The 17,227-nt window shown below is 67.7% G+C and carries 21 protein-coding genes; 13 read left to right on the top strand and 8 right to left on the bottom strand.

The genetic code is table 11. From position 1 onward, the window contains the following. Positions 1–3 precede the first annotated feature (3 nt). The 5 genes from P8R59_RS11415 (at position 4) to P8R59_RS11435 (ending at position 3,471) form a co-directional block, all read left to right on the top strand. The gene (locus P8R59_RS11415; RefSeq protein ID WP_347404904.1) at positions 4–816 is read left to right on the top strand and encodes a M23 family metallopeptidase; all 813 of its coding nucleotides are present in this window, start codon (positions 4–6) and stop codon (positions 814–816) included. Beyond that, positions 813–1,226, top strand: a complete 414-nt coding sequence (locus P8R59_RS11420) for a hypothetical protein (RefSeq protein WP_278101173.1) — start codon at positions 813–815, stop codon at positions 1,224–1,226. The genes P8R59_RS11415 and P8R59_RS11420 overlap by 4 nt, the downstream gene beginning before the upstream one ends. A 43-nt stretch (positions 1,227–1,269) precedes the next feature. After that, positions 1,270–1,581: a hypothetical protein gene (locus tag P8R59_RS11425; protein WP_278101174.1), complete on the top strand. Its 312-nt coding sequence runs from the start codon at positions 1,270–1,272 to the stop codon at positions 1,579–1,581. A gap of 122 nt (positions 1,582–1,703) precedes the next feature. Further along, positions 1,704–2,123 (top strand): hypothetical protein, encoded by a 420-nt coding sequence (locus P8R59_RS11430; protein ID WP_278101175.1) that lies wholly within the window; start codon positions 1,704–1,706, stop codon positions 2,121–2,123. 1 nt (position 2,124) lies between these two features. Continuing rightward, positions 2,125–3,471 (top strand): hypothetical protein, encoded by a 1,347-nt coding sequence (locus P8R59_RS11435; protein WP_278101176.1) that lies wholly within the window; start codon positions 2,125–2,127, stop codon positions 3,469–3,471. Between the two features lie 61 nt (positions 3,472–3,532). Here P8R59_RS11435 and P8R59_RS11440 read toward each other — a convergent pair whose 3' ends face one another. The 8 genes from P8R59_RS11440 to P8R59_RS11470 all read right to left on the bottom strand — a co-directional run bounded on the left by P8R59_RS11440 (position 3,533) and on the right by P8R59_RS11470 (position 8,578). Then, entirely contained in the window at positions 3,533–3,775 is a 243-nt protein-coding gene (locus P8R59_RS11440) for a hypothetical protein (protein WP_278101177.1), read from the bottom strand. A gap of 584 nt (positions 3,776–4,359) precedes the next feature. After that, entirely contained in the window at positions 4,360–4,521 is a 162-nt protein-coding gene (locus tag P8R59_RS11445) for a hypothetical protein (RefSeq protein ID WP_278101178.1), read from the bottom strand. Positions 4,522–4,721: 200 nt separating this feature from the next. Beyond that, positions 4,722–4,862, bottom strand: a complete 141-nt coding sequence (locus P8R59_RS11450) for a hypothetical protein (RefSeq protein WP_278101179.1) — start codon at positions 4,860–4,862, stop codon at positions 4,722–4,724. Next, positions 4,859–5,203: a hypothetical protein gene (locus P8R59_RS11455; protein ID WP_278101180.1), complete on the bottom strand. Its 345-nt coding sequence runs from the start codon at positions 5,201–5,203 to the stop codon at positions 4,859–4,861. The genes P8R59_RS11450 and P8R59_RS11455 overlap by 4 nt, the downstream gene beginning before the upstream one ends. Positions 5,204–5,240: 37 nt before the next feature. Continuing rightward, positions 5,241–6,503, bottom strand: a complete 1,263-nt coding sequence (locus P8R59_RS11460; RefSeq protein ID WP_278101181.1) for a tyrosine-type recombinase/integrase — start codon at positions 6,501–6,503, stop codon at positions 5,241–5,243. Then, positions 6,490–7,134 carry a DNA N-6-adenine-methyltransferase gene (locus P8R59_RS19260; RefSeq protein WP_431606855.1) on the bottom strand — a complete coding sequence of 215 codons (645 nt, stop codon included), beginning with the start codon at positions 7,132–7,134 and terminating at the stop codon, positions 6,490–6,492. Before P8R59_RS19260 ends, P8R59_RS11460 begins: the two co-directional genes overlap by 14 nt. After that, complete coding sequence (locus tag P8R59_RS11465) at positions 7,134–7,886, bottom strand: hypothetical protein (RefSeq protein WP_278101182.1); 753 nt, start codon at positions 7,884–7,886, stop codon at positions 7,134–7,136. The genes P8R59_RS19260 and P8R59_RS11465 overlap by 1 nt, the downstream gene beginning before the upstream one ends. Then, positions 7,883–8,578 (bottom strand): hypothetical protein, encoded by a 696-nt coding sequence (locus P8R59_RS11470; RefSeq protein WP_278101183.1) that lies wholly within the window; start codon positions 8,576–8,578, stop codon positions 7,883–7,885. Before P8R59_RS11470 ends, P8R59_RS11465 begins: the two co-directional genes overlap by 4 nt. Positions 8,579–9,037: 459 nt before the next feature. On the opposite strand from P8R59_RS11470, the gene P8R59_RS11475 reads away from it, so the two are divergent. The 8 genes from P8R59_RS11475 to P8R59_RS11510 all read left to right on the top strand — a co-directional run bounded on the left by P8R59_RS11475 (position 9,038) and on the right by P8R59_RS11510 (position 17,227). Beyond that, positions 9,038–9,292, top strand: a complete 255-nt coding sequence (locus P8R59_RS11475; RefSeq protein ID WP_278101184.1) for a DUF6458 family protein — start codon at positions 9,038–9,040, stop codon at positions 9,290–9,292. Between the two features lie 37 nt (positions 9,293–9,329). After that, on the top strand, positions 9,330–10,466 hold the full coding sequence (locus P8R59_RS11480; protein WP_278101185.1) for a serine/threonine-protein kinase: 1,137 nt from the start codon (positions 9,330–9,332) through the stop codon (positions 10,464–10,466). Next, complete coding sequence (locus P8R59_RS11485; protein WP_278101186.1) at positions 10,463–10,969, top strand: hypothetical protein; 507 nt, start codon at positions 10,463–10,465, stop codon at positions 10,967–10,969. The genes P8R59_RS11480 and P8R59_RS11485 overlap by 4 nt, the downstream gene beginning before the upstream one ends. 44 nt (positions 10,970–11,013) lie before the next feature. Next, on the top strand, positions 11,014–11,823 hold the full coding sequence (locus P8R59_RS11490) for a transglutaminase-like domain-containing protein (protein WP_077050272.1): 810 nt from the start codon (positions 11,014–11,016) through the stop codon (positions 11,821–11,823). 39 nt (positions 11,824–11,862) lie between these two features. Next, on the top strand, positions 11,863–13,527 hold the full coding sequence (locus tag P8R59_RS11495; RefSeq protein ID WP_278101187.1) for an arginine--tRNA ligase: 1,665 nt from the start codon (positions 11,863–11,865) through the stop codon (positions 13,525–13,527). Between the two features lie 2 nt (positions 13,528–13,529). Further along, on the top strand, positions 13,530–14,300 hold the full coding sequence (locus P8R59_RS11500) for an LmeA family phospholipid-binding protein (RefSeq protein WP_278101188.1): 771 nt from the start codon (positions 13,530–13,532) through the stop codon (positions 14,298–14,300). Between the two features lie 168 nt (positions 14,301–14,468). Then, the gene (gene lysA / locus P8R59_RS11505; RefSeq protein ID WP_278101189.1) at positions 14,469–15,899 is read left to right on the top strand and encodes a diaminopimelate decarboxylase; all 1,431 of its coding nucleotides are present in this window, start codon (positions 14,469–14,471) and stop codon (positions 15,897–15,899) included. Beyond that, positions 15,896–17,227, top strand: a complete 1,332-nt coding sequence (locus P8R59_RS11510) for a homoserine dehydrogenase (RefSeq protein WP_278101190.1) — start codon at positions 15,896–15,898, stop codon at positions 17,225–17,227. Before lysA ends, P8R59_RS11510 begins: the two co-directional genes overlap by 4 nt.

The following is a 17,227-nucleotide window of genomic DNA, read 5'->3' on the forward strand; positions in this document are numbered from 1 at the left end:
CGCATGGGTTATCAAGCACCTGTCCCGTACACCCGGTCGACGTCGTGGGCGGCGCACAAGCGGCGCAATCCTCCGTCGACGGAGCCGGGCATCGACATGTTCTGCCCGATCGGCACACCTGTTCTTGCGGCGGCGGCGGGCCGTGTCGTGGACACGGGCGACTCGATCGCACCCGCCACCGGCCGGTACGTCACGATCGACCTCGACGACGGCCGCCGCGTCCGCTACCTGCACCTGTCGCGCCGGGTTGTGAAGATCGGCGACCGGGTCAGTCGGGGTCAGACCGTCGCGTATTCCGGTGCCTCGGGGTACGGCGAAGAGGACTGGTCGTGGAACGTCGCCGAGACCGGTGGCGCTCACGTCCACATGACGCTGTGGCCGACGCAACGCTACGTGTTCGGCACGTCGGGGACGTTGGACCCTGAACCATTTTTCGATGCTGGCGGTTTCGCTGGTATCAGCGTGAAGCCGTTCGAGGAGGACGACATGTTCAGTGAAGATGACCGGGCGCGAGCCAAGAACATCGAGAACATTCTTGCTGGCTTGCAGAACGCTGTCGGTGACCCGAACCACGGTGTCGCGGTGGCTGCGGTTGAGGCGAGCGAGCGGGCTGGGAACGCGGCGAACATCGCGTCCGAGGTTCGCAACCTGATCCTCGACCCGAAGGTGGGGATCCTGCAGGCGATCGGGAAGCTCGACAACGGCGGTGACCGTCCACTCGCTGATGCGGGTGACGTTGACCTCGCCGCGATCGCTTCGGCCGTCGCTGATGAGCAGGACCGTCGGGCACGCGAGCGTCTGTCGAAGGGCGCATGACCCGCTGGCTTTCCGCCGGTGACAACGTGACGATCCCGATCACGGGTGGCATCACTGAGGGCGGGCTGATCATCATCGGCATCCTGGTCATCGTGATCAGCGCGCTGGTGGTTGTCGGCCTGGTCATCTGGCGGTTCGGGTCTCAGATCGCTGCCCGAATGAAGGCTGTTCAGGATCAGGTCGCGAACGACCACAAGAAGCCTGACGGCACACCGATGCTGCTGAGGGATGACCTGGACGAGAAGCACGACGAGAACGCGAAGAAACTCGACCGGGCGCTTGAGCTCATCGGCACGATCCAGCGTGACGTGGCGTTTCTGATGCGGCGTTCGATCGCGCAAGAGGACCGCATCGACGACCTCGAAGACACGGACGGGCGAACACGTCGAACCCGTCGCACCGACACCTGACCCCGGACACCCCGGGGTCTTTCTCATTCCCCGGGAGGGAACCATGAAGGCTCTGTTCGATTCCATCGTCCGAACTCTGTCGCCGATCATCGTCGGCGCGGTGATTGGTTGGGCGGTGACTCAGGGCATCAACCTGGACCCTCAGTTCGAGGGTGCTCTGACGCTTGTGATCACGGGCGCGTTCCAGGGCGTGTACTACGTCGCTGTTCGCCTGCTCGAGCAGTATGTGGCGCCGAAGTTCGGGTGGCTGCTGGGTGTGCCCCGTCAGCCCGTGTATGTCGCGCCGGCAGACCCTGCGGGGTCTGGTGACCCGCACACCGACATCTTCCCCGGCACGGGCGCTCACAACGAGTGATCCGCATTCTTCTGGCGGCGGCGGTCCTGTTCTGGACTGTCGCCGCCTTCACGTACCCGCGCTACACCCACGCCCATGAAGGGAACCCCTGAATGCCTATCGGTTATGTAACCCAGTCGTGGGTGAACAACGACGCGTCTAAGCCTCTGAACGCGGTCCGCCTCACTCACATCGAAGATGGCGTCAAGGCGTCCGCGGATGGTGTCGATGCGGTCAGCGCGACCATCGCCGGCCGCCTGTCGGATGCCACCCTTAAGTCCACATTCGTATCGCTCACCGCTGCCGCGAAGAACCCGGACCTGCTGATTGCTGGCAGTATCACTCGAGACTCGAATCAGGCGGTCACGTCGGCTGCCGTCGTCTGGCCGGATGGGACCCCTGGCACTTTTACTGCTCTGGTGCTGTCTACGGCGTTCCCTGGTGCTGTCGATTCATACAAGATCACGTACGGCTCGCCCGTCACCAAGACCTTCACGCAGCCGACGGTCACGCGGAACACGGCCGGCGCCGTCACGAACGTTCCGCAGATTGTGGTGAGCTGACATGGGCCTCCTCGACGTTCCTGCGGTCACCCTTGCGAATCTCGCCGCCGCGATGGGGTCGGCGGTGACCACGCTTGGTTCTCCCCTACAGGCGGGCATTGACGCGAACTACCAGCGATTCACCCCCCGCTCGGGTCGGGTGAATCTGCACTATGCAGACAAGCCCGTCGTCTCCCTCCGCGTGGACGACTCCAGCACGCCGGACTACACGATGGCCACGCTCATGACTGCCCGCGGTCTCGTCGGCACGTTCGCGATCATCTGGCAGCGGGTGCTCGACGGCACCGGAACGACCCTCGCGCAGTACCTCGAGATGCAGCGGAACGGTCACCAGCTTGCCGTGCACGCGCGGTCGGCGACTTCGCACGGTGTCGCACCGGCGAACTTCGCCGCGTTCCTCGACGAGGTTTACACCGCGCGCCAGGAGATGATGACCGCGGGTCTGATCGTCGACCACCACATCGCCCCCGGCCCGTGGGGCACGGACCCGAACAGCCCGTACTACTTCGACAGCCTGAAGAAGCTGGACACCCCAGAGGGGCGTTACCTGCGGTCGATCTACCAGACCAGCGACTCGTACCTCCTCGACTCGATGACGGGCCTGACTGGCGACCCGCGGCCGATTCCCGCGATGTCGGAGTACGCCGCGCATCACACGACGTGGGAAACGAACACCCTGTCGGACATCACGAACCAGATCGAGAAGCTGAAGGCGCGGTCGCAGCCGTCGTCGATGCAGGTCCTGACGCACGGGTACACGCTGGACGCGTCGACTGGTTCGAGCGTGTCGACGGCAACGTACACCGCGTGGCTGGACTACCTCGCCGCGGAGCGCGACGCTGGCCGGCTGTACGTGATGACGGAGTCCGCCGCGCTGCTCGCCCGCCCTGGCGCCCGGCTGAACCTGTTCGGTGACGCGAGCTTCGAGAAGTTCACCACAACCCCGGCGCAGTCTGAGTGGCTAGGCGGCACGGGATCGTCGTCGACCGCGGGGGAGACCTCCGGTAACGCGGTGGCCCTGGCATCGGGTATTGGGAACGGCATCTACCAGTACGTCCGCGCGGTCGACGGATACCGGTCGATGGAGATTACCGCCCGAGTGAAGCACATCAGCGGCACCTCGCCCGGCACGGCTCGCCTGCTCGTGCAGTACACCGGAGGCAACCCTGACGGGTCGAATGCCGCTAACGTGCAGAAGACCCTCTCTCTCACGGCCGGGTCGGGGTGGCAAACGATCCGCATGCCGTTCGGAATCCTTCCCGGCATGTCGGCCGCGAAGGTGCAGCTCATCAACAACACCACCGGTTCGGTGATCGCATTCGACGACGCCGCACTTCGCGTCTGCTGACGCCCCACGAACGAAACGCCCCCAGCGCCTCATTCCGAGGTCGCTGGGGGCGTTTCGTCGTTCACCAGGCGCGGCTCTGCTGGTCCGTGATCTCGTGCTCCTCACAGCAGTACACGGACCCGTCGATCGTGGGGATGTCGCACAACCTGCACCGGCCCTCCTCCGTGCCGCGCAGTAACCGCAGGTACGTGGCCTTCCACGACGACGGCAGAAGCGGGACCAGAGCGAACGCGAACAGCAGCACACCGCCCGCACCGAGGATCAGGCCGAGAAGGCCGTGGATATCGAGAGCGATGATGCTCACTACGACCGCTGCACCGCAGGCCGTGAGGATGATGGAACGAATGGTGGAGCCTCCCCAGGAAGGTTCGATGGTAACCCCGCCGGGGACGGTCAGGGGTCGTTTCGGATGGTCACCGCGTTACGCCACACAACCGGCTCCCAATGATCACCACCCACATCCACCGCCACGATCACAACCCGATCATTCGCACCCACAGCGACACCCGGCTCACGAGTAGACGGCCTGTCACGCCACGGAACCCACACCCACACAGGACGCGGAACCTTGAACCACTCCACCGGCTGCGAACCCCACGCCGGTTGAGGAATCGTGCACGGCGCCAACCTTGCAAGCGTCTGCTCGAGCTTCCCATCCGTGACCTTCGTCGAACCCATGCCGGCGACCATACGCGCGACCACCGACACGAACCGCAGCCGACTTGTAGTTGCCGCGTGACACTCCAAGCCGGGACCGGTTCCACTTGCAATAGAACACAATTAATACGATTCGCGCGGGCTACACGAACCGTAGCCAGATCAGCGGATCTGTGCACAGGGGCGAGGTAATCAGCGGACGGCTTATATGACCGGATGCATAAGCCGCTCCTACCTGTCGAGCTTTCGGACGAGCCACGCGACCATCGGCTCAAGCCACCGGTAGACAAGCTCGTACTTGATGCGACGCCACGCGATGCGACCCTGCGCCTGAACGCGCACCTCGCGCACATGCTTCACGTCGCCGTAGATGACCTCATGCAGGCTCATCACCCGGCCCGCCTTAGTTCCTCTTGGAACAGCCGCACCTGCTCGTCGTGAAGAGGGCCAGATAGTCTGTCGTGCAACCACGAGCGGATCTCGAGTGTCCACCAATATCGCGAGGTGCCGAAATCGGTACCGCACGCCGAGCATGCCATTCCTTTGTCGCGCATGTCACCGATCATCCCTTGTTGCGGGCCGCATGGCGTTCATCAGAACGGATACCTCGCCTCAACCCATCGCAAGATGCGCTTCTGTACTACCTCATTGAGGGGTTCGAGCGCATCGACGATGGCCTGCATGGACGCAAGCTCTGTGTCCACGTCGGCTTCGTCAGTCTCTGCATCGCTCATCGTGCTTCCTTCTCTCCTGTGGTGGCGGGCAGGGCGAGCCACATCGCCGTGCCGCACTTGACGGCAGCGTCGGTTGTCCGGTGGCCGTGACTGTGCTCGCATCGAGCGAACGGCTCATCACCCAGACGTGGTGCCAGTGTCGCGCGCCACGTCTGCCGCGTGATCCGACCGGATGCCTCATGAAAGAGGGGAATCACGAGCACTTTGGCTGCACCCTGATCCATCACAGCGCCTTCGTTCGTTGACATCTGTTCGTTGCCGTTGGCGCAGACTCCGTTGTCTGCGTGACATCTTCTGAGTGCTTGGGTCACCGCCACCGGCCTGGGGGAGTTCGTTTCCATGTCGATCACACTAGCCATGATCCGTCCGGATCACAAGTCACTGTTGCAGCATCGGGAACCCGAGCAGACCGGACACGCGCGTCATACCATCCCGAGCACGCGCATCATCCGCACCCGACGCATACGACCGCGACATCGCACGCGACGAATGACCCACAATCCGCTGAATCACATCCTCCGGAACGTTCGCCGCATACAACAGATCCACCGTCGTGTGCCGCGCATCATGCAACCTCACCCGCGGCTTACTGATCCCCGCCTGCTTCAACGCGGCAGGCCACGCCTTCGACGCCTTATCCGGGTCGATCGGGCTGCCATCCGGGTTCGTGAACACCAGTCCCCACTCATTCCCCGGAGTGTTGGCCAGCACCCACTGCAACAGCGAATACAGCGGCTCGACAAGAGGGATGACACGCCACCCAGCCTTCGACTTCGGCCGTGTCAAATACAGCCCGTTCGACAGGTGCCGGTACTCGTAATCCGCGGGCACATCCAGCCACCGGTCAGGGCACGCGTGCCCACGAATGAACCCGCACGAGTATCCGGTGCGCGACGACTCACACCCGTGCGACCATCCGAGCCGCTGCAACTGCCACGACAACTCGATGCGCGGCGAACCATCGAAGTGGATGCTGTCCCACTCGAAACCCAGCACTTCACCACGCCGCGCACCCGTCAGGATGAATGTCGCCCACAGCGCACCCTCCACGGTCCCATCGAGCGCGTTCACGAGCCGGCGCGCCTCATCCACGGTGAGCACGTCCAGGCGCGCTACAGCCTTACGTGGCGCGTCCATCAGCTCACACGGGTTACGGCCGATGCGACCCTCACGTTCCGCCTGACGCAACGCCGCAGACAGGACACTGAACACGTTCCGCTGCGATGTTGACGACGCACCATCTGCCTGCATCTTCGCCGTCACCCTGCGAATATCCGTCGGCGTCAGCTTGTCCAGGCGCGTCCGACCGATCACCGGGATCACATGCGTTGCCACCACAGACCGGTACGACACCATCGTCTTCGGGCGACGCTCATGCGGTGCGATCTCCCGCAACCAATAGTTCAACCAGGAGGCGGTGGTCTGTGACGCGGTCGGGAGGTCGCCGCGCTCCTCAAGCTGCTTTCGGAAGGCGTTCATCTCACGGATGACCTTCGCCTTGTCCTTACTGCGGATCACACGGCGCCGACGTTTCGGTGTGCCGTCCGGGTTGTTCTCGCGTGGGGGAAGCTCGAGCCGACCAACCCACAGCCCCTTCGCCTCATCGAACGCGAGGGAGCCTTCGCCTTTACCGCGTGCCACCAGACTCCCGTTCACTCGAGCCGTGCCATTCGTTGAATAGGTCGACAGCAGCGCCAGGCTTGCAGTCTGGACACCCTCCGCACGGCTTGTCCGGGGTGCCGGTGTCACATGGACGACTAAATTGTGGCGCCGTCCACGTCAGCAGCACGCATCCAAATGGCGGGCGATCGCCCTTTGGGCCAATCACGGCGTCTGGCCTGCTGAATCGCATCCGCCCGGGCAGGAAGCGCGTGCGGAGCGGCGAGGACTCCTTGTCGCGGTATGGCTCGACAAGTTCTTGCCACCAACGCTGTTCCGGCCGGTTTGCGGGAAGTAGCATCACAATCCCGCGAGTGTCCGGCCATTCCTGCCATGCCTTCGAAACCCATGCGTGCAGGTCTGAGTAGGGAGGGTTGCACCACACTCGTTCGCCAGCCCACGACTGAGCGAGACCGTCGTCCGCGCGGGTGTAGTACCTCGCCGCCTTTGCGTTGTGCGGGGCCGCCGCGACGTCGAGAGTAAACGGCTCGCCGTACCTGGTCTCAAGATCCCGAACGAACTGTGGGTCGGTTCCCCTGTCGTCCACCTCATCGAGAGCGCCGCGTGCGCCCGTCTGCTGCGGGTGGTTCCGCGCCTTAAACCCGGAGAGCATCAGGCGCCTCGACCGGCTTCTAGTGCGGCGCGCGCCATTTTTCGGTAGTCCTCGATGCCGTAGGTGCCGTTCTGGTACTCGGGATCGTCTTTGGCGATGGCGTGCGCGGCGGCATCTACCTGGGCGTCGGTCGGTTCGGTGACCGTCCCGCGTAGGCGAACCTCGCCCGAGAACACCGGCACCAGTTCGGGATACGCCTCGATGATCCGATCAGCAGCACGGGCGAACGTACCCTCGTCGTGCACGTTGTGCTTGCTCAGGAGGATCGCCAGGTTCAGCTGTGCGGCCTGCTCGGGCGAGTCCGAGTCGGGAGCGTGATCGGGTCGCGTGGTGGTGCGGTAACGCAACTCCGCCTCGATCTCCGCCATGATCGCTCGCTTCATGTACGACATCGCGACGTCGGGCATACCGTGCGACCCCTGGCACTTCGGCTTGTGGCACTCGGGCCACTCGAACTCGACGGCCTCACGACTGATGCCCGCATTGTCTGCTGCCGCCCACAGGCGCCCCATGAGCGCCTTCACATCGCTGTCGGGTGCTTCGCGTACGTCGTCGGCGGGCGGGGAAGACAGGAACCCGGAAGCCGACGACGACAGCACCGATCCGGTTAGCACGTCCCGGAGCGCCTCGATGACGCCCTCAGCTTCGGCACGAGTCACGTCGAACCCGGTGACGAACTGACCCCGCTCGATGGACACCTGGAACCGGTCGTCCCGGTACGGGGCCGCAGTGACCTGCCAGTCGGCACTCAACGGGTCACCGCCACGGCGATACCCAGCTCCACGACCACCAGGAACCCGAGAACCCCGTCCAGGCCGAACTCGCGCAGCCACGCGGTGAGAGCTTCGCGCACCTCGCGAGCCGCATCCGCAGTTAGGTGCATCCGCCGCTCGTCGTCGTACCCGAGCCACACTCGGAACTCTGTGGCGAGCGATGATTCCTGCACCGTGATCGTGCGCACCGGTTGCCCGGTGTAGTCCGCGTTGGGAATGCGCCAGATCGCAAACCCTGCGGACGTCTCCGCGCGCTTGACTTCGGTCGGTTCGGTGACCGTCCCGCGTAGACGAACCTCGAACCGGGGATCAGCGAGGATCACTTCGGCAATGCCCCGGCAATCGGCAAGGACGGCACGTTCGTGGTGATCGCATTCCCAGATCACTCGCGCCAGTGCTTCGCGTACGTCGTCGGTGGGCGGGGAAGACAGGGCATCGGGCGGGGGGATCTTATAGTCCTCACTGCCCAGCCAGAGAACCCTCACGCCGGATTCTGTCGACTGCCAGAGGATGGTCTCGGACTCTTCGAGCGGCGGATCACCGCTCGTGTCGAGGTTGTCCCACAGGCCCGTCACGGCCCGACGCCACACCTCGCCGCTACCATCCATCACGACAGAACGCGTCGGCAGGTCGTCGATCTCAGCGACGGTCCTTAGCACCTTGTTATCCATATGGAAATGGTACGCCTGATCCGTGCTGATAACAAGAGCGTGCCCTGTGGTGTGCCCATTGTGTGCCCGGGTATACCCGAAGACACCATGCAACTCCCGCGGAATCACGCGGTCTGATCACGTTCTGTCTGATCAGTGTAGATCAGGCGTTGAGTTCCGGTACCAAAGGTCGCAGGTTCGATTCCTGTCGGGGGCACCACCGGTAAGGCTCCGATCACTCGCTCGCGAGGGTCGGAGCCTTCGTGTTTCGGTGGCGTCTCGACCGCCGCGGACCGCCGCCGCGCCGAGAACAGGCGCCGCGTCGAGAACAGGCCGATCCGGCCGACAACCGCCTGTCGTCGTTACATCCCCTGTTCTCGTGACACGACGACTCCGACCGCCGCGCTCGCCGTTGTCAAGACCTTCCGCCCGATCGGCGTGGGACTGGCATCCTGACCTCACCCTCCCGAAAGGACTGTCATGAGCATCGGAGCCGGAATCGCGCTGATCGTCATCGGCGCCATCCTCGCGTTCGCCGTGGATCTTCCGAACGACTACGTCGATCTCACGACGATCGGTCACATCATGATGGGCGCGGGGGCCGTCGTCTTCATCATCGGACTGGTGCTCCTCGTGCGCCGTCGGCAGACCGACACGGTGACGCGCACCGAGGGCGTCGGCGGCGCGCAGGTCACCCGTTCGACCACCCGGTCGTCGAACGACGACCTCGTCTGACCCTTCCGCGGGGGGCGTACGACCCCTGAGGACACCTATGACCGACACCGATACGACGCAACCGGCCGATCCTGCCGCCGCCGACCTCTTCGATGGGCGCTACCGCCTCGGCCGTGTGCTGGGAACAGGAGGATACGCGCGCGTCTACGAGGCCGTCGACACGTCCCTCGGGGGGACCGTAGCGCTGAAGGTGATGATCGGCGACGGCGCCGATCCGGCGGATGCCGCGCGCGTGCGGTCGGAGATCCGACTGCTCGCCTCGTTGTCGCATCCGTCCCTGGTCACCCTGTACGACGCCCGTCTGTCGTCGACGCCCACGTACCTCGCGATGGAGCTCATCGCGGGTCCGACGCTCACCGACGTCATCGGGCGCGGACCTGTTCCGCCGGCCGATGCCGCCCGGTACGGCCGCGAGATCGCGGAAGCCCTGGCGGTGGTCCATTCGCGCGGCATCGTCCACCGCGACGTGAAGCCCTCGAACATCCTCCTGCGGCCGCCCGCCCACACGGGGGAGCGGACGCGGGCGACGCTGGCCGACTTCGGGATCGCCGCGCTCGTCGGCGCCACGCGGGTCACCCGCGCCGACACCGTCATCGGAACTGCCGCCTACCTCAGCCCTGAGCAGGCGCGAGGGATGCCGGCCGCCCCGGCGAGCGACGTGTACTCCCTGGGGCTCGTGCTGCTCGAGGCCCTCACCGGTCGACGCCCGTTCGGAGGGCGCACCCCGCACGAGGCTCTCGCGGCGCGTCTGGTGTCTCCGCCGGACATCCCGGACGATCTTCCCGCCCCGTGGCGCGCCCTCCTGTCGCGCATGACCGCGATCGACCCGGCCGAGAGACCGGATGCCGCCGCCCTTGGGGCAGAGTTCCGCGCCCTTCCCGGCGAGTCGGTGCCGCCCACTCCGCTCGGCGCCACGGCGCTGATCGACGGGCCGGAGCCCGACGAGCTCACCCGCACGCGGGTCCTCCCCCCGGTTGCGGCGCCGCCGCGTCGAGGGGGCCGTCGTCGCGCGGTCATCGTTGTTGCCGTGATCGCGGCCGTGCTGGCCGTCGGCGGTGCGGCCGCGGCGATCGGGGTGAACGCCTCGGCCCCGGCATCCGATCCGTCGCTGCCGTCGCTCCCCGCGCCGCTGGACCAGCACGTCGACGACCTGTGGAAGGAAGTGGGACCGTGACCCGGCGCCGTGTCCTGTCTCCCGTGCTCGCGCTGGCGGTCGGTCTCGTGCTCGCGGGCTGCACGCCGCCGGCCGCCGAGCCGAACGCGTGGCAGGGTGTCGTGCAGACGCTCGCGAGCCAGGCGTCGGCGGGGGACTACTCCTCCGCGTCCGCGACGTTGGACCAGCTCGAGGCCGACGTCATCGCGCAGCGCGACGCCGGGACGATCGCGTCGGCCGAGGCGGAGGCGATCCTGTCCCGCATCGCGACCGTCCGAGCCGACCTGGCGTCTCTCGCGCCGAGCCCGGAGCCCACTCCCGAACAGACGACGGAGCCGGTGACGGAGGACACCTCCGAGCCGACGCCGAGCACGGTCTCCGACGACGGAGCGACCGACGACGAGCAGAAGGAGCCCGCGGGACCGGGCGAGAAAGACTCGGAGAAGTCGGGCAAGGGCGACAGCGGCAAGGGCAAGAGCGACGCCCCCGCCGCCCCCGGCGGACCGGGCAAGAAGGACGGATGAGCGAGGCGCGCCGCACCCCTCCTCCGTCGTGCGAGGATTGCCCGGTGCCGCGCCGAGTGACCGCTGAACTCGACCTCGATCTGGGGGCGTCCGTCGACCTCATTTTTCAGATCACCGCCGCCCAGGGCGTTCCGCTCGCCAGCGAGCAATTGACCTTCTCGAGCGGCGATCGCGTGTACACCCCGACCGAGATCGTCGACCAGTCGGGCAGTCGTCTGCACCGTCTCGCGGGCGAGCCCGGGCCGCTGACCGTGCGGTACGAGGCGGTCGTCTCCGGGGCGTCTCCGACGCTGCACACGAGCGATCTCGAGACGATCACGTACCTGCGCCCGAGCCGGTACTGCCAGTCGGACGAGGTGTTCGCGCAGGCGCGTCGGCAGTTCCGCGGACTCGCCGGGGCCGACCTGATCGCCGCGGTCTCGTCGTTCGTGGCATCCAGCGTGACGTACACCCCGGGGCTGAGCCTCGGAACCGATAGCGCCGTGACCACCCTCATGACCGGCCAGGGCGTCTGCCGCGACTACGCCCACGTCGTGATCGCGCTCCTGCGCGCGATGGACATGCCCGCCCGCTACGCCGCGTGCTACGCGCCGGGCCTCGAGCCCATGGATTTCCACGCCGTCGCCGAGGCGTACCTCGACGGTGCCTGGTACGTCATCGACGCCACCCGGCTGTCGGACCGTCGGTCGCTCGTCCGCATCGCGACCGGACGCGACGCCGCGGATTGCGCCTTCTTGAGCTACCACGGCGGGTACGTCGGGCTCGACCGCATGTACGTCGACGCCGTGCACGAGGGGGATACCGCGGATGCCGCGTCCTCCGACGACCACGAAGCCCTGGTGCAGATCGGCTGAGTCGGGCCCTCGGGCGCCTCGGCCTAGAATTGCAGGGTTATGGATCCCGCAGCCCTCTCCACCGCTCTGCTCGCCGTCATCGTCCCGCTCGCCGAGGCGCGACGCGAGGGTTCGTCCGCGGGGATCACCGCTGCCGATCTTCCGCTGGAGCGGCCCAAGAACCGTGACCACGGCGACTGGGCGTCCAACGCGGCCCTGAAGCTGTCGAAGGTCGTCGGGGCGAATCCGCGGGAGTTCGCCGCCGAGATCGCGGCGGGCCTCGAGAGCGTCGACGGCATCGCGAGCGTCGAGGTCGCCGGTCCCGGCTTCATCAACATCCGACTGGATGCCGCCGCCGCCGGCGCCCTCGCGAAGACCGTCGTCGAGCAGGGCGCGGCGTTCGGAACGAACGACTCCCAGCGCGGCAACACCATCAACCTCGAGTTCGTCAGCGCGAACCCCACCGGCCCGTTGCACATCGGCCACACCCGCTGGGCGGCCCTGGGCGACGCGATCGCGCGCGTGCTGCTGGCGAGCGGCGCCACGCTCGTCCGCGAGTTCTACATCAACGACGCCGGTGCGCAGATGGAGCGCTTCGGGCGCTCGGTGGTCGCGGCGCTGCACGGCGAGCCGACCCCCGAGGACGGCTACGTCGGCGCGTACATCGCGTCGCTGGCCGAGCGGGTCGCCGCCGCGCGCCCCGACATCCGCGACCTCGACCGCGCCGAGCAGATCACGCTCGCGACCGAACTGGCGTACGGGTTCCAGCTCGGCGAGATCCAGGCCTCCCTCGAGCGCTTCAACGTGCACTTCGACGTGTGGTTCTCGGAGCGCACGCTGCACGCCCGCGTCGACGGGCAGCCGAGCCTCGTCGACGAGGCGGTCGACCGCCTGCGCGAACAGGGGCACGTCTTCGACGACGAGGGCGCTGTGTGGGTGCGCACCACCGACTTCGGCGACGACAAAGACCGTGTCATCCGTCGGTCGAACGGCGAGTACACCTACTTCGCCGCCGACGCCGCCTACTACCTCAACAAGGGCGACCGCGGGTACGCGCACAAGATCTACCTCCTCGGCGCCGACCACCACGGGTACGTGCACCGCCTCAAGGCCCTCGCGGGCGCTGCCGGCGACGACCCCGAGAAGGACATCGAGGTGCTCATCGGGCAGCTCGTCTCGATCAACGGCGCGAAGCTCTCCAAGCGCGCCGGCAACATCATCGAGCTCGACGACCTGCAGGAGTGGCTCGGAACCGACGCGCTGCGGTACTCGCTCGCTCGGTACCCCGCCGACTCGCCGCTCACTCTCGACCCCGAGATCCTGCAGAAGCGCACTAACGACAACCCGGTCTTCTACGTGCAGTACGCCCACGCCCGAACGCACAACGTGGCCCGCAACGCGGCGGACTCGGGTGTCGACCGGTCCGATTTCGCGCCCGAGCTGCTCGAGCACGAGACCGAGTCCGCGCTCCTCGGTGCCCTGCAGGAGTACCCGCGCATCGTGGCGTACGCGGCCGAGGTGCGCGAGCCGCATCGCGTGGCGCGCTACCTCGAGGAGCTCGCGGGCCTGTACCACCGCTGGTACGACAACTGCCGTGTCATCCCGCTCGGCGATGCCCCGGTCGAATCGGTGCACCGCACCCGCCTGTGGCTGAACGACGCGACCGGTCAGGTGCTGCGCAACGGCCTGGCGCTGCTCGGCGTGAGTGCCCCGGAGCGGATGTAGTCATGGTGGATGCCGCACGCCCCCGCCGACGCACCGGACGGGTGATCGCCGTCGTCGCCATCATCGTCGTCCTGATCGCGGGACTGCTGGTGGCAGCCGAGTTCATCGCGCGGTCGGCGGTCGCGAACACCGTGCGCTCGCTCGTCGTCCAGCAGGTCGGCCTGCCCGCCGACCAGCAGGTCGACGTCGAGGTCCCCGGCATCGTGCTGCCCCAACTTCTGAAGGGGCGCCTCGATCAGGTGGCGGTGTCCGCGGACGATGTGGCGCTCGGCCCGCTGAACGGCGACGTCCGCGTCGACCTGCAGGACGTGCCGGTCGCGGGCGATGCCCCGGCGGCGGGGGGATCGGCATCCGTTCGCCTCGATCCCGACCAGTTGCGCACCCTTCTCGCGCAGATCCCGGGCTTCCCGGCCGACACGGTCGGCACCGCGGCCCCGGATGTGACCCTGACGACGCAGTTCTCGGTGTTCGGCGTGCCGATCCCGGTCGGGATCTCGGCCACGCCCGGCGCGGCCGACGGAGACCTCACGCTGACACCCAGCTCGTTCGACCTGGGCGGCAACCGTCTCGACGCCGACGCCCTGCGCGGCCAGCTCGGCGGGGTCGCCGATGCGGCGCTGAAGACGTGGAGCCTCTGCATCGCCGACCGCCTCCCCGCCGGATTGCAGCTGGATTCGGTCAGTGTCCAGGGGGAGGACGTGGTGGCGACCTTCGCCATCGACGGCCGTCTGCTGAACGATCCGGCGCTGCAGCAGAACGGCACCTGCGGCTGACGCGGTCGCTCGCGGACCGGCGGTAGCCTCCGGGCGGAGCGGGCGTGGGACGGGGGCGGCATATGCCGTGCCCTAGACTGCAAGGACTGCCCGTCGCGTGACGCCCCGCGGGGGCAGGAGCCGTGATCCGCGGCCGTCGCGTCGCCGCAAAACCCGATTGGTTCCTCCGTGTCCGCCTCGCACTCCGCGCTCGTGCCCGAGTGGCTCACCGCCCCGGCCGAAGCGAACGAGCTCGTCGCCTCCGTCTGGCCCTCCTCGGCCCGTCGCTCCGACGACGGTTCCGTCGAGATCGGCGGGGTGTCGGTGTTCGACCTCCGCGACCGCTTCGGGACCCCGCTGTACGTGCTCGACGAGGACGAGGTCCGCGCGCACGCCCGGCGCGCCCGCGCCGCCTTCTCCGCGGCCGCCGAGCGGCACGGCATCCGGTCCCGCGTCTACTACGCGGGCAAGGCCTTCCTTTCCACCGAGGTCGTGCGGTGGGTGACCGACGAAGGTCTCGCGGTCGACGTGTGCACGCGCGGCGAGCTCGAGGTCGCCTTGGCCGCCGGCGCCGACCCCGCGCGCCTGGGGTTCCACGGCAACAACAAGAGCGTCGGCGAGCTGGAGCGGGCGGTGGAGGTCGGAATCGGCTCCGTCGTGGTCGACAGCCCCGTCGAGATCGAGCGCCTCGCCGCGATCGCCGAGCGCCGCGGTGCGGTGCAGCCGGTGCTCGTGCGCGTGCGCACCGGAGTGCACGCCGAGACGCACGCGTTCCTGGCCACCGCTCACGAGGACCAGAAGTTCGGCTTCTCGCTCGAGGGGGCGGCCGACGCGGTCGCGCGCATCCGCGAGCTGACGAGCCTGCGTTTCGTGGGACTGCACGCCCACATCGGCTCGCAGATCTTCGACTCGGCGGGCTTCCGCGAGTCCGCGGCCCGCCTCGTCGACCTCCACGCCGACCTCCTGGCCGGGGGCGACATCCCCGTGCTCAACGTCGGGGGCGGATTCGGCATCTCGTACACGTCCGTCGACGACCCGCGACCCATCGAGGACATCGCCGACGGCATCCTCGACGCCATCGCCGACGAGTGCGCGGTGCGGGGGATCGCGATGCCCGACGTCGCGTGCGAACCCGGCCGCGTCATCGTCGGACAGGCCGGTGTGACGCTGTACGAGGTCGGGACGGTCAAGAAGGTCACCGTCGGAGACGACCTCGAGCGCACGTACGTCAGCGTCGACGGGGGCATGAGCGACAACGCGCGCCCCGCCCTCTACGGCGCCGATTTCTCCGCCCGCGTCGTCTCGCGGACGAGCTCTGCAACCCCCGCGCTCTCGCGCGTCGTGGGGCGCCACTGCGAGTCGGGAGACATCGTGGTGGATGCCGAATACCTTCCCGCCGACGTCGTTCCGGGCGATCTCCTCGCCGTGCCCGCCACCGGCGCGTACTGCTTCTCGCTCGCGAGCAACTACAACTACACGCCCCGCCCGCCGGTGGTGGCCGTCCGCGACGGCCGGGCCCGCGTGATCGTGCGCGGCGAGACCATCGACGATCTGCTCGCCCGCGACGTCGGCGTCGCGGCATCCGCTTCCCCCACCCCACCCCACGGAGACACCGAATGACCGACTACCGCACGCTCCGCGTCGCGCTGCTGGGCGCCGGTGCCGTCGGCTCGCAGGTCGCCGACCTGCTGCTCAAGCACCGCGCAGAACTCGCCGACCGCGCCGGGGCGAACCTCGAACTCGCCGGCATCGCCGTCCGGAACCTCGACGGCAAGCGCGACGCCGACCTGCCCCGCGAGCTGTTCACGACGGATGCCGAGACCCTCATCAACGGCTCCGACATCGTCATCGAGCTGATGGGCGGCATCGAGCCGGCCCGCACGCAGGTGCTGCAGGCGATCAACTCGGGTGCGGACGTCGTGACCGCCAACAAGGCGCTCCTCGCCACCCACGGTTCCGAGATCTTCGAGGCCGCCGATCAGGTCGGCGCCGAGGTGTACTACGAGGCCGCGGCCGCCGGTGCGATCCCGATCATCCGGCCGCTGCGCGACTCGCTCGCGGGGGACCGCGTCGTCCGCATCATGGGCATCGTCAACGGGACGACGAACTACATCCTCGACCGCATGGACACCGAGGGCGCCGACTTCGGCGAGGTCCTCGCCCAGGCGCAGGCCCTCGGGTACGCCGAGGCCGACCCGACCGCCGACGTCGAGGGATTCGACGCCGCGCAGAAGGCCGCCATCCTCGCGAGCCTCGCGTTCCACACCACCGTCCCCCTGGATGCCGTCCACCGCGAGGGAATCACCCGGATCGACGCGGCGATGATCGAGTCCGCGCGTCACGCCGGCTACGTCATCAAGCTCCTCGCCGTGTGCGAGCGTCTCGCCGCCGCCGAGGGGGAGGCGAGCGAGTCCATCTCGGTGCGCGTCTACCCGGCGCTCGTGGAGCGCACGCACCCCCTGGCGAGCGTCCACGGCGCGAACAACGCCGTGTTCGTCCAGGCCGAGGCCGCCGGAGACCTGATGTTCTACGGTGCGGGCGCGGGCGGGGTGCAGACCGCTTCGGCCGTGCTCGGCGACGTCGTCTCGGCTGCGCGCCGTCACATCGCCGGGGGAGTCGGTGTCGGCGAGTCCACCCGCGCCAACCTCCCGACCGTGCCGATCGGGCGCGTCATCACGCGCTACCAGATCACGCTCGAGGTCGACGATCAGCCGGGCGTGCTCGCCACGGTCGCCGGCATCCTCAGCGAGGGCCGCGTCTCGATCGCGACGGTCGAGCAGACCACCATCGAACCGGATGCCGAGAACCCCGCCGCCGGGGCCTCCGCACGTCTGGTCATCGGAACACACCAGGCCCGTGAGCAGGATTTGAGCGAGACCGTCGAGCGTCTCGCCGCGAGCGGCGTCGTCGAGCGCGTGGTCTCCGTACTGCGCGTGGAAGGGAACTGA

The organism is Microbacterium proteolyticum (genome assembly GCF_029639405.1).
GTDB lineage: Bacteria > Actinomycetota > Actinomycetes > Actinomycetales > Microbacteriaceae > Microbacterium.

Excerpts from the sequence above, each read along its gene's own strand:
- P8R59_RS11415 (WP_347404904.1), top strand. The coding sequence starts at position 4 with ATGGGTTATCAAGCACCTGTCCCGTACACCCGGTCGACGTCGTGGGCG.
- P8R59_RS11420 (WP_278101173.1), top strand. The coding sequence starts at position 813 with ATGACCCGCTGGCTTTCCGCCGGTGACAACGTGACGATCCCGATCACG.
- P8R59_RS11425 (WP_278101174.1), top strand. The coding sequence starts at position 1,270 with ATGAAGGCTCTGTTCGATTCCATCGTCCGAACTCTGTCGCCGATCATC.
- P8R59_RS11435 (WP_278101176.1), top strand. The coding sequence starts at position 2,125 with ATGGGCCTCCTCGACGTTCCTGCGGTCACCCTTGCGAATCTCGCCGCC.
- P8R59_RS11450 (WP_278101179.1), bottom strand. The coding sequence starts at position 4,862 with ATGAGCGATGCAGAGACTGACGAAGCCGACGTGGACACAGAGCTTGCG.
- P8R59_RS11455 (WP_278101180.1), bottom strand. The coding sequence starts at position 5,203 with ATGGAAACGAACTCCCCCAGGCCGGTGGCGGTGACCCAAGCACTCAGA.
- P8R59_RS19260 (WP_431606855.1), bottom strand. The coding sequence starts at position 7,134 with ATGCTCTCCGGGTTTAAGGCGCGGAACCACCCGCAGCAGACGGGCGCA.
- P8R59_RS11470 (WP_278101183.1), bottom strand. The coding sequence starts at position 8,578 with ATGGATAACAAGGTGCTAAGGACCGTCGCTGAGATCGACGACCTGCCG.
- P8R59_RS11475 (WP_278101184.1), top strand. The coding sequence starts at position 9,038 with ATGAGCATCGGAGCCGGAATCGCGCTGATCGTCATCGGCGCCATCCTC.
- P8R59_RS11480 (WP_278101185.1), top strand. The coding sequence starts at position 9,330 with ATGACCGACACCGATACGACGCAACCGGCCGATCCTGCCGCCGCCGAC.
- P8R59_RS11495 (WP_278101187.1), top strand. The coding sequence starts at position 11,863 with ATGGATCCCGCAGCCCTCTCCACCGCTCTGCTCGCCGTCATCGTCCCG.
- P8R59_RS11500 (WP_278101188.1), top strand. The coding sequence starts at position 13,530 with ATGGTGGATGCCGCACGCCCCCGCCGACGCACCGGACGGGTGATCGCC.
- P8R59_RS11510 (WP_278101190.1), top strand. The coding sequence starts at position 15,896 with ATGACCGACTACCGCACGCTCCGCGTCGCGCTGCTGGGCGCCGGTGCC.